11 protein-coding genes are annotated in these 10,458 nt (G+C 32.4%); 9 read left to right on the top strand and 2 right to left on the bottom strand.

Annotated features, from left to right (window positions below; translation table 11 throughout):
- Positions 1-190 precede the first annotated feature (190 nt).
- The 4 genes from HMPREF2629_RS00920 (at position 191) to HMPREF2629_RS00935 (ending at position 3,183) form a co-directional block, all read left to right on the top strand.
- On the top strand, positions 191-1,234 hold the full coding sequence (locus HMPREF2629_RS00920) for a PTS sugar transporter subunit IIC (RefSeq protein ID WP_019835130.1): 1,044 nt from the start codon (positions 191-193) through the stop codon (positions 1,232-1,234).
- 2 nt (positions 1,235-1,236) lie between these two features.
- The gene (locus HMPREF2629_RS00925; RefSeq protein WP_017175055.1) at positions 1,237-1,923 is read left to right on the top strand and encodes a serine dehydratase beta chain; all 687 of its coding nucleotides are present in this window, start codon (positions 1,237-1,239) and stop codon (positions 1,921-1,923) included.
- 13 nt (positions 1,924-1,936) lie between these two features.
- Entirely contained in the window at positions 1,937-2,839 is a 903-nt protein-coding gene (sdaAA, locus tag HMPREF2629_RS00930; RefSeq protein WP_019835129.1) for an L-serine ammonia-lyase, iron-sulfur-dependent, subunit alpha, read from the top strand.
- A 140-nt stretch (positions 2,840-2,979) separates the two neighbouring features.
- On the top strand, positions 2,980-3,183 hold the full coding sequence (locus HMPREF2629_RS00935) for a hypothetical protein (RefSeq protein ID WP_070813037.1): 204 nt from the start codon (positions 2,980-2,982) through the stop codon (positions 3,181-3,183).
- A gap of 53 nt (positions 3,184-3,236) precedes the next feature.
- On the opposite strand, the gene HMPREF2629_RS00940 is transcribed toward HMPREF2629_RS00935, so the two are convergent.
- Positions 3,237-3,734: a GNAT family N-acetyltransferase gene (locus tag HMPREF2629_RS00940; RefSeq protein WP_054105883.1), complete on the bottom strand. Its 498-nt coding sequence runs from the start codon at positions 3,732-3,734 to the stop codon at positions 3,237-3,239.
- A 148-nt stretch (positions 3,735-3,882) separates the two neighbouring features.
- Here HMPREF2629_RS00940 and srtA point away from each other — a divergent pair, with 148 nt between their 5' ends.
- Together srtA and HMPREF2629_RS00950 are read left to right on the top strand one after the other, a co-directional pair.
- Positions 3,883-4,488 (top strand): class A sortase SrtA, encoded by a 606-nt coding sequence (gene srtA, locus HMPREF2629_RS00945; RefSeq protein ID WP_061815445.1) that lies wholly within the window; start codon positions 3,883-3,885, stop codon positions 4,486-4,488.
- 177 nt (positions 4,489-4,665) lie between these two features.
- Positions 4,666-5,475: a Cof-type HAD-IIB family hydrolase gene (locus HMPREF2629_RS00950; protein ID WP_048762239.1), complete on the top strand. Its 810-nt coding sequence runs from the start codon at positions 4,666-4,668 to the stop codon at positions 5,473-5,475.
- An 89-nt stretch (positions 5,476-5,564) separates the two neighbouring features.
- Here the strand turns inward: HMPREF2629_RS00950 and HMPREF2629_RS00955 are convergent, their stop codons facing one another.
- Positions 5,565-6,557: a D-lactate dehydrogenase gene (locus tag HMPREF2629_RS00955; RefSeq protein ID WP_019834958.1), complete on the bottom strand. Its 993-nt coding sequence runs from the start codon at positions 6,555-6,557 to the stop codon at positions 5,565-5,567.
- Between the two features lie 317 nt (positions 6,558-6,874).
- Between HMPREF2629_RS00955 and HMPREF2629_RS00960 the strand changes: the two genes are divergently transcribed.
- The 3 genes from HMPREF2629_RS00960 to HMPREF2629_RS00970 all read left to right on the top strand — a co-directional run bounded on the left by HMPREF2629_RS00960 (position 6,875) and on the right by HMPREF2629_RS00970 (position 10,407).
- Complete coding sequence (locus HMPREF2629_RS00960; RefSeq protein WP_079335305.1) at positions 6,875-7,543, top strand: NAD(P)H-dependent oxidoreductase; 669 nt, start codon at positions 6,875-6,877, stop codon at positions 7,541-7,543.
- A gap of 130 nt (positions 7,544-7,673) precedes the next feature.
- Positions 7,674-9,167 (top strand): aldehyde dehydrogenase family protein, encoded by a 1,494-nt coding sequence (locus HMPREF2629_RS00965; protein WP_017175047.1) that lies wholly within the window; start codon positions 7,674-7,676, stop codon positions 9,165-9,167.
- A gap of 331 nt (positions 9,168-9,498) precedes the next feature.
- Positions 9,499-10,407 (top strand): phosphate/phosphite/phosphonate ABC transporter substrate-binding protein, encoded by a 909-nt coding sequence (locus tag HMPREF2629_RS00970; RefSeq protein WP_017175046.1) that lies wholly within the window; start codon positions 9,499-9,501, stop codon positions 10,405-10,407.
- The last annotated feature ends 51 nt before the right edge of the window (positions 10,408-10,458 follow it).

Raw genomic sequence — 10,458 nt, forward strand, 5'->3', positions numbered from 1 at the left:
TTTTTTATGAACAAAATTAATATTTTGCGTCTAATTTTTTTTACATGAAAATTAAATTCGTTAAAATACTTAAAATGTGAATTATTTCACAAATAAATTTTAGATTTACTGTATTAGGTGTTGAAAACGTTTTCCGAGGGGTGTACTATGACATTGGCTAGGAAATTAGAGAGAAAGAGGTTATCGGAAAATGAATATTATTTTAGGCGTTGGGACTCTTGTATTAGTATTAATTGTAATGACACTTTTCTTAAACTTTGCACCATATGGAAAACAAGGATTACAAGCACTGTCGGGAGCAGCGTGTGCAACTTTCTTGCCACAGGCATTCTTAAGTTATGCGATAGGTGGCGTTTTCCATATTCACTTCTTCCAAGTGATTGGAGATTTAGCAGGGAGTTTAGCTGGCGTTGCAGTAGGAATTTTGACATGTGTTAATTTAGGTATTTCACCAGTATTTGCAGTTATCGTTGGTTTAGTATTACATGATTTTAAATTATTACCAGCATTTATTGCAGCGTATATTATTTCATTTGGTATTAAATTTATTGAGAAAAAAGTACCAGAAGGTTTAGACTTAATTGCAGTTATTTTAATTGCTCCAGCCGTTGCATTTGGCTTAGCAACAGTCATTAGCCCAGGAGTAATGGCTGTATTGCAACAAATTGGTGGTGCAATTACTGCTGTAGGAGACAGTCATCCATACGCTTTAGCAGTGATACTTGGATTAGTCATTCCAGTTACAGGTATGACACCATTAAGTTCAATGGTACTGACAAGCTTATTGGGTTTAACAGGTGTACCAATGGCAATCGGTGCATTAACTTGTACAGGCGCTTCATTTGTTAACTACGTGATGTTTAGTAGATTAAACATTGGTGGTCCATCTAAAGCATTTGCAGTTTTTGTTGAACCGCTCACTCAAATTGATTTAATTGCTAAATATCCATTACAATTATATGGAACAAATGCCTTGATTGGTGTAGTAAATGCATGTATTGTAACATTTAGTGGACTAGTAATAAATGTAAAAGGTATGGCTACACCAATTGCTGGTGCAATTGTATTGTTTGGCTTTAATACACCTATGAAAGCAGTAATTACAATCATTGCTGTAGCAATTTCAAGTATCATTTTGGCGTTCGCGATCAGTACATTGATTAAAAAATTCAATCTCATGGATTTATCTATCAAATTACCATCTAAACAAAAACAACCTAAGGAGAGTGTTTAAGAATGGCTACTAAAAAAAGTTATGACTATCAAAGTGCGTTTGATATTATTGGACCAGTCATGATGGGACCTTCAAGTTCTCATACAGCTGGAGCAGTAAAAATAGGGAATGCTGCTTTTAATGTACTCGGAGGCATTAAACCAGAAACATTAGCAATTCATTATTATGAATCATTCGCAAAAACACACCAAGGGCATGGTACAGATTTAGCAATTGTAGGTGGTGCAATGGGTTATAGTACGTTCGATAATCGAATTAAAGATTCATTAACTATTGCTAACGATTTAGGTATTCATGTTGACATTATTGAAGAAGATGGAGAAAGTATTGGAGAACATCCAAATTGTGCTTATTTAATTGCTGAAGCAAATGGACGTCATATTGAAGTGATTGGTAATTCTATAGGTGGCGGTACCATTAAATTGAGAAGAATTAGTGTTGAAGGTATAGATGTTAACTTTAATCATGGCTTACCCATTTTAGTCATGGATGGATCTAAAAATAAGTCGGAAGTGAATCATTTCTTAAATGAAGTAAACGAACTTGGCGTAAGTATAGACGAAGAATTGGTTGAAACAGATGATGATAATAGTTTAGTTGTTTTACCGTTAACAAAAGCAATCAAAGAATCAACATTAAATCAAATCAAAGAAAAATATAATCACTTAAATATATCCTATATAAAATAAAGGAGGATTAAAAATGTTCGATTCAATTAGAGAAACTATAGATTATGCTGTTGAAAACAATATGTCATTCGCGGATATTATGATTCAAGAAGAAATGGAATTATCAGGTCAATCACGTGATGAAGTTAGAGATTTAATGAAAGAAAATTTACAAGTCATGCGTGATGCTGTAGTTAAAGGGACTACAGGAGATGGGGTAGAAAGTGTCACAGGTTATACGGGACATGATGCAGCTAAAATCCGTGATTACAACGAGAATTATCATGCTTTATCAGGCCATGAAATGATGGAAGCAGTTAAAGGCGCTGTAGCAACAAATGAAGTCAATGCAGCAATGGGGATTATTTGTGCAACACCGACAGCTGGTTCCTCCGGTACGATTCCGGGCGTATTATTTAAATTAGAAAAAACACATGGTTTAACAGAAGATCAAATGATTGATTTTCTATTTGTTGCATCATTATTTGGACGTGTGGTTGCAAATAATGCGAGTGTTGCTGGAGCAACGGGAGGTTGTCAAGCAGAGGTAGGTTCAGCATCAGCTATGGCAGCAGCAGCTGCAGTATCTGTCTTTGGTGGTGAACCAGAAGCTTCAGGTCATGCGATGGCATTAGCTATTAGTAACTTATTAGGCCTTGTGTGTGACCCAGTGGCTGGACTTGTTGAAATTCCATGCGTCATGCGTAATGCCATTGGTTCAGGAAATGCATTAATTTCAGCTGATTTAGCTTTAGCTGGTGTGAAAAGTAGAATTCCAGTCGATGAAGTCATCGAAGCGATGGACAAAGTAGGGCGAAACTTACCTGCACAACTTAGAGAAACTGGACTAGGTGGTTTAGCAGGTACACCAACAGGAGAAGCCATTAAACAAAAAATCTTTGGTAATGCAGAAGACCCAGTCAATAGTTTTTCATAACATTTAAAATCCTAAACCATTCTTGAATGACAACATATTCAAGAGTGGTTTTTTTACGCCTTAAATTATCAGAAAATTTCAAAAAAGTAATTGCAATATTTCACTTTTGGATATAAAATAACTCAAAAGGGGATGATGATATGCTTAGATTATATCTCTTATTTTTAGCCTTCATCATTAATACAACGTTAACACGTGTATGGACGATCGAAGGAACTTGGGAGAATTTTTTACTTCAATCAATGTCCATGAGTATAATGTTTGTATTTCTTTTTTACTATGTGTGTTTTATGCTTGAAAATAGAAAACATGAAAAAATAGATAGCCTTAGAGATGAAGAATAAACAAAAAAGTCGAGACAGTTATGTGAATAACAAGATCTCGATTTTTTTATGAGTTATTTATCCGTATTTAAATCATATTGATAGAAAGCTAAATCAAGCCAACGTTCAAATTTATAGCCTACGTTTTCAATCGTACCAGCATGTTTAAAATTGAATTTTTCATGAAGTTTAATACTTGCTTCATTTGATGCATCTATGCCTGCAACTATAGTGCGATACTGGCGGTGTTTAGCATCATCAATTAAATGCTCGAGTAAATGTGATGCCACGCCTCTTCCACGATAATCTTTATTTACATATATAGAATGCTCAATAGAATATAAATAGGCAGGCCAATTTCTAAATTGACCATACGTGGCAAACCCAGCAACTTTATTATCTATTTCAAATATAAATATAGGTTCGTTTGCAAGCACTTTTGTTTCGAACCATGCTTCTCGTTCATCAAGACTTTGTGGATTATAAGTATATACAGCAGTTGTATTCAGTATGGCATCATTATAAATATTTAATATATCAGGTAAATCTTTACGTTCTGCTTTTCTAATCATGATAAGCACCTACTTATAGTATTTATTGTTAATTTAAGCACTTGCATGAAGTTAAATCAAATATATGTCATATAATCTAACATTTTATTTAGAAAAATAAATGATATACTATGAATTAAGAATTTTAAAATTAAAGGAGTACTACTTAGTGAAAAAATGGACAAATCGACTCATGACCATTATTGGTGTGATTTTGATATTAGTGGCAGTATATTTATTTGCGAAACCATATATTGATAATTACTTACATCAAAAAGATAATGACGATAAAGTAGAACAATACGATAAAAATGATAAAAGCAATACATCAAAAGAAAGACCTACGATTCCAAAAAATAAATCAGAAATGGCAGGGTATATCAGCATACCTGATGCGGAAATCAAAGAACCTGTTTATCCAGGTCCTGCGACACTTGAACAACTTAATAGAGGTGTAAGTTTTGCAGAAGGTGATGAATCACTTGATGATCAAAATATTTCTATTGCAGGACATACGTTTACTGATCGTCCACATTACCAATTTACAAATTTAAAAGCAGCAAAAAAAGGCAGCAAAGTTTATTTTAAAGTTGGAGATGAAACTCGAGAATATAAAATGACAAGCATTCGAGATGTAGATCCTGAAGATGTTCAAGTATTGGACGAACATAAAGGGGAAACTAATCAACTGACATTAATAACGTGTGATAATTATAATCAACAAACAGGCGTTTGGGAAAAAAGAAAAATTTTCGTAGCTAAACAAATTAAATAAATATTTTAGTTGACCGCTCATCTTCTCATTGATGAGCGGTTTTTATGCATAAAATTTTATTCTTTGTATGTAATTTCTAAATGTGAATATAGTTTCACTCTTTAAGTACTGACTTCAATCCCAATCATAAGGTGGATATAATGGACGATGAAAAGTATTGTAAGGGGGAAACCACTCATGATTAGAGCCATTGCAGTAGATATGGATGGGACATTTTTAGATACAAATAAAGAATATGACAAAGCGCGCTTTGAGATAATTTATCAAGAATTAAAACGAAGACATATTGAATTTATTGCAGCCAGTGGTAATCAATATGCTAAGTTAAAGTCTATTTTTGGAGAGCGAGACATGTACTTCATTTCTGAGAATGGTGCAGTGATTTATCATGGTAATCAATTGTATAATTACCGTAGTTTTGATCAAACCATATATGAAAAAGTAGTGAATTATATTCATCTTGATCAACATATCGACGAATTCATTGTATGTGGACTTAAAAGTGCATATATTTTAAAAGATACGTCAGAAGCCTTTAAAAAAGATGCCCATTTTTATTATCGTCAATTAGAAGAAATAGATACATTTCAACCTTTACCTAATGATGAATATGTGAAGATTGCATTAAATATTAATCGTGAGACACATCCCACTTTGGATACAGATTTAGAAACAAAGTTTAAAGAAGAAATTAAACTGGTTTCAAGTGGCCATGATAGTATTGATATTATTATGCCTAATATGACAAAAGGCCAAGCGTTAAAACGTTTGTTAAAAAAATGGGAAATGTCACCATCTGAATTAATGGCATTCGGTGATGCTAACAATGATAAAGATATGCTAGAATTTGCAGAGCATAGTTATGTTATGGCAAATAGCCATGATCAATCATTATTTGATATTGCAAAATTTATAGCGCCAAGTAATGATGAACAAGGGGTACTTCAAATTATAGAAGAAAAAGTATTAAAGAGTGAGACAGAATAATTCGTCGTCTCATTCAGTAGTCGACTACTAACACATAAAAAAGGCCTAGGACATCATAAGTTGTCCCAGGCCTTTTTATATATTAAATCTTAGTTTAATTGAGTGTCACATTTACCTGTGTTAATGACAGATAATGCAGCATTTAATCCACCTTCAACTAAGTTTCTAACTGCTTCATCTGAGAAGAAAGCAATATGAGGTGTCACTAAGATGTTTTCATTTTCAATTAATTCAAGTAAAGTTTTATCTTCAATTTCTTTACCTGTCCAGTCATATGTGAAGTAATCAGCTTCATTTTCATATGTGTCAATGGCAGCACCATATAAAGTACCATCATTTACAGCATCAATTAAAGCTGGTGTATCAATAACAGCACCACGAGCAGCGTTTACTAATACAGCGCCTTTTTTCACTTTGCTAAACATGTCAGCATTGAATAAGTGGAAGCTTTCTTTGTTAGCAGGTACATGTAAAGAAATGATATCAGCATCGGCAATGGCTTCTTCAACTGAATCTTTATATTCTAAGAAATCTAATGAGTTGTTTGGATATGCATCATAGCCTACTACTTTTGCGCCAAAACCAGCATAAATTTTACCAGTTGCAGCACCAATACGGCCTGTACCGATAATTGCAACAGTCATGTTTTTAACAGGTGTAGACATGATAGGTGCAGCCCATTTGAAATTATGTTCTTGAACGCGTTTTTCAATTGCAGGGAATTTACGTACTAATTGTAAAGCGATTGATACTGAGTATTCAGCAATTGTTTCAGGTGAATAACTTGGTACGTTAGAAATTACAATATTGTGTTTTTTTGCAAGATCTAAATCATACATATCAAAACCAGCAGTACGTTGAGCGATTTGTTTAATACCGTATTTTTCAAGTTTAGGATAAACAGAATCTGATAATTTACCGAATTGCATTGTAGTTACGCCATCGAAACCTTCTAATTGATCTACTGTGTCTTCGCTTAAAATTTCTTCAGAAGTAACAACTTCTACATTGTGTTCTTTACCCCAATTTAAAGCGTCTTTTTTTTCGTAATCACGAGTTCCGAAAAACATAATTTTTGTCATTAAAATAACCCCATTTCATTTTGTATAAAAAAGTTAAAATTTAATAAATACGTAAGACTAAAGTTAAAGTAAGAGATTTGGTACAAAATCATTAAATATTATCTCTAACAAAACTTACAACCCTATTATATTGTGAATTAGTTCACAAATCAATTAAAAAGGATTTTTTATTTTGTATAATGTGAAATTATATACATAAAATATCATTTAAAATGAAATATTACAACTTAGAATTAGACAAATCATTTTGAGCTAATTATTTTGGCTAAAATAGTTTGTATTTTATAATTTGAGTAAGATTTTTAATAGAGGAGTGGATGACTATCAATCAGATTCAAAATACCATTATAGATGCGTTTAAATTTAGATTTGCTACTAAGGAATTCGATACAACAAAAAAGATAAGTGATTCTGAATTTAATACAATTCTTGAAGCAGGACGATTATCTCCTAGTTCGTTAGGCCTTGAGCCTTGGAGATTTCTTGTGATTCAAAACGAAACGCTGCGTGAGAAATTAATACCTTATAGTTCTGGTGCACAAAAGCAACTTAAATCTGCCAGTCATTTTGTACTAATTTTAGCTCGTAAGAATGTAACACAGACGTCTGATTATGTACAGTCATTTATTAGAGGGATTAAGCAGTATGAAGAGAGCACCATTCCAATGTTTGAAGATAAAGTACAGGGATTCCAAACACGTTTTCATATTAATGACAACGCTAGAACCATTTTGGATTGGGCGTCTAAACAAACCTACATTGCATTAGGTAATATGATGACAGCAGCTGCATTAATGAATATTGATTCCTGTCCAATGGAAGGTTTCGATTTAGATGGCGTAACTGAGTTATTAGAACATGAAGGAATCATTGATAGTAATCAGTTTGCACCTTCAGTTATGGTAGCTTTTGGTTACAGAAAAGAGAATCCTACAAAACCTAAAACACGTCAACCACAAGAAGATGTAATTGAATGGTTAAATTAAGCATAGTTTTGTAAAAAAAGGGTAAATAATAAATATACAAAACGTATCAATGATGAAGTGAATTTAACATTACTTTATAGAGAGTTACGTTATGATTTATTTATAAACAAAGAAAGAGGGATGAAAACGTATGGCAAAAGTAAATGTTAGAGATTTTTTAGATGAACAATATGATTTATTTATAAATGGCGAATTCCAACCAAGTGAAAGCGGAGAAACACTTACGGTAACTAACCCAGCAAATGGTGAAGAATTAGCTAAAGTTGCTAAAGCAAATGAAAAAGATGTTGATAAAGCAGTGCAATCAGCACATGATGCATTTGATAGCTGGAGTAAAATTTCTAAAGCAGAACGTGCAGATTATTTATTAGAAATTAGTCGTCGTATTGAAGAAAATAAGGAACATCTAGCAACAGTTGAATCACTTCAAAATGGTAAACCTTATCGTGAAACTTCAACGATCGATATTCCTCAAGTAGCTGAACAATTTAAATATTTTGCAGGAGTATTAACGACTGATGAAGGTTCGGTTAATCAAATAGATCATAACACTATGAGTTTAGTTGTAAATGAACCTGTGGGAGTAGTAGGTGCAGTAGTAGCATGGAACTTCCCAATCTTACTTGCATCTTGGAAATTAGGTCCAGCATTAGCAGCAGGTAATACAGTGGTGATTCAACCATCATCTTCTACACCATTAAGCTTAATTGAATTAGCTAAAATTCTTCAAGATGTGTTACCTAAAGGTGTAGTCAACGTCATTACTGGTAAAGGTTCAGAATCAGGTGATGCGATTTTCAAACATGAAGGTGTAAATAAATTATCATTCACTGGTTCAACTGATGTAGGCTATGGTGTTGCTAAAGCAGGTGCTGAACGTATTGTGCCGACTACATTAGAACTTGGCGGTAAAAGTGCTAATATTATCTTTGATGATGCAAATTTAGATCAAGTCATTGAAGGCGTTCAATTAGGTATTCTATTCAACCAAGGTGAGGTATGTAGTGCCGGTTCACGCTTATTAGTACAATCATCTTTATATGATAAATTATTACCAAAATTAAAAGAAGCGTTCGAAAATATTAAAGTAGGTGACCCATTCGCTGAAGATACAAAAATGGGTGCACAAACTGGCCCAGAACAAATTGAAAAAATTGAAAGTTATATTAAATTAGCAGAAGAAGATGACAAAGCAAATATCTTAACGGGTGGACATCGTATTACTGATAATGGTTTAGATAAAGGCTATTTCTTCGAACCAACAATCATTGAACTTTCAGATAATAGTCATAAATTAGCACAAGAAGAGATTTTTGGACCTGTTGTTGTTGTTGAAAAATTCGAAGATGAAGAAGAAGCAATTAACATTGCTAATGATTCAGAATATGGTTTAGCTGGTGGTGTCTTCACTACAAACTTACTTCGTGCATTAAATGTTGCAAAAGCAATTCGTACTGGACGTATTTGGGTTAATACGTATAATCAAATTCCAGCTGGTGCGCCATTTGGTGGTTATAAAAAATCTGGTATCGGCCGTGAAGTTTATAAAGATGCAATTAAAAACTATCAACAAGTTAAAAACATCTTTATTGATACAAGTAATGAAACAAAAGGCTTATACTAATTAAAATATAATTAAATAGTTTAATAAATGTTTTGAAATGTCGACAAAGGTGTATACTTTGTCGGCATTTTTTTATGAAGTATGATTAAGAAATAGAAAAGTATGACGGATTTTATTTTGAAGTTGTATAGTCCTCTTGGTAACCCCAATTCAACTTATATGAAGGCTTTCTGATGAAAATCTAAATATTAAGATCTTCAAACTGAAATCAAAATTTAATATAAATTGTATTTTCAATTTAAATATTGGTGGTTAATATATTATAAATACGTCTTTATATTTTAAGTTTGATAAAGTTTAAATACATTATATATTTTGAAAAGGAAAAATGATGAAACGTTTAAAATTTTTAGTTATTTATTTAGTTATTACAATTATAGTAAGTGGTTGTTCAAACATTGACAATGTAAAGCATCCTAAAGAAGCATATACACCTAAGTCATTAACTGTTGGGTTTATCCCATCTCAAAATGCTCAAATTCTTAACGCTAAAGTAAAACCTTTGCAACAATTATTATCTGATGAGCTGGAGGTTCCTGTAAAAGTACATATAGCAACAAATTATAATACAATGATAGAAGGATTGAAATCGAAAAAAATCGATATTGCTTTTATTTCTCCTGTTTCTTACACATTAGCTCATGATGCTCATGCAGCAGATGTATTGTTAAAGTCAAAAGGTTACCTAGTAGATAATAAAGGGAATCAAACACATCACCTTGTAGATTACTATCGATCTCAAATTGTGGTTCGTAAAGATAGTAATATTAATCATTTAAAAGATTTGAAAGATAAGAAGATAGCATTGCAAGATGTGGAATCAACGTCAGGATATATTTATCCTTTAGCAACATTAATGGAAAAAGGAATAAAAAAGTCTGATATTCAAATTCAACAAGTGAAAGGTCATGATCAGGGATTAATTGCATTATTAAATCATGATGTAGAAGCTGTTGCTACATATCAAGATGCTCGGGCAGATTTAAAAAAAGATGATCCCGATATTTATCAAGAAACTAAAGTGATTTATCGTACAAAGAAAATTCCTAATGATACCATTTCAGTACGTAATGACATGAGTAACAAATGGAAAAATAAAATTAGTCAAGCATTCATTAATATAAGTCATACAAAAAAAGGTAAACAGATTATTAGTGATATTTATGGTCATCAAGGTTATGAAAAAGCAAAAGATAGTGACTTTGATACTGTAAGAAAATATCGAGATATTGTAGATTAAAAAAGGTTGGATGATTGGGTACTGACCCCCTTAAACGGGAACTTAATAAAA

The organism is Staphylococcus sp. HMSC034C12 (genome assembly GCF_001835895.1).
GTDB lineage: Bacteria > Bacillota > Bacilli > Staphylococcales > Staphylococcaceae > Staphylococcus > Staphylococcus hominis.

Coding starts and splice junctions, on each gene's coding strand:
- HMPREF2629_RS00920 (WP_019835130.1), top strand. CDS start 191: ATGAATATTATTTTAGGCGTTGGGACTCTTGTATTAGTATTAATTGTA.
- HMPREF2629_RS00925 (WP_017175055.1), top strand. CDS start 1,237: ATGGCTACTAAAAAAAGTTATGACTATCAAAGTGCGTTTGATATTATT.
- sdaAA (WP_019835129.1), top strand. CDS start 1,937: ATGTTCGATTCAATTAGAGAAACTATAGATTATGCTGTTGAAAACAAT.
- HMPREF2629_RS00935 (WP_070813037.1), top strand. CDS start 2,980: ATGCTTAGATTATATCTCTTATTTTTAGCCTTCATCATTAATACAACG.
- HMPREF2629_RS00940 (WP_054105883.1), bottom strand. CDS start 3,734: ATGATTAGAAAAGCAGAACGTAAAGATTTACCTGATATATTAAATATT.
- HMPREF2629_RS00950 (WP_048762239.1), top strand. CDS start 4,666: ATGATTAGAGCCATTGCAGTAGATATGGATGGGACATTTTTAGATACA.
- HMPREF2629_RS00955 (WP_019834958.1), bottom strand. CDS start 6,557: ATGACAAAAATTATGTTTTTCGGAACTCGTGATTACGAAAAAAAAGAC.
- HMPREF2629_RS00960 (WP_079335305.1), top strand. CDS start 6,875: ATGACTATCAATCAGATTCAAAATACCATTATAGATGCGTTTAAATTT.
- HMPREF2629_RS00965 (WP_017175047.1), top strand. CDS start 7,674: ATGGCAAAAGTAAATGTTAGAGATTTTTTAGATGAACAATATGATTTA.
- HMPREF2629_RS00970 (WP_017175046.1), top strand. CDS start 9,499: ATGAAACGTTTAAAATTTTTAGTTATTTATTTAGTTATTACAATTATA.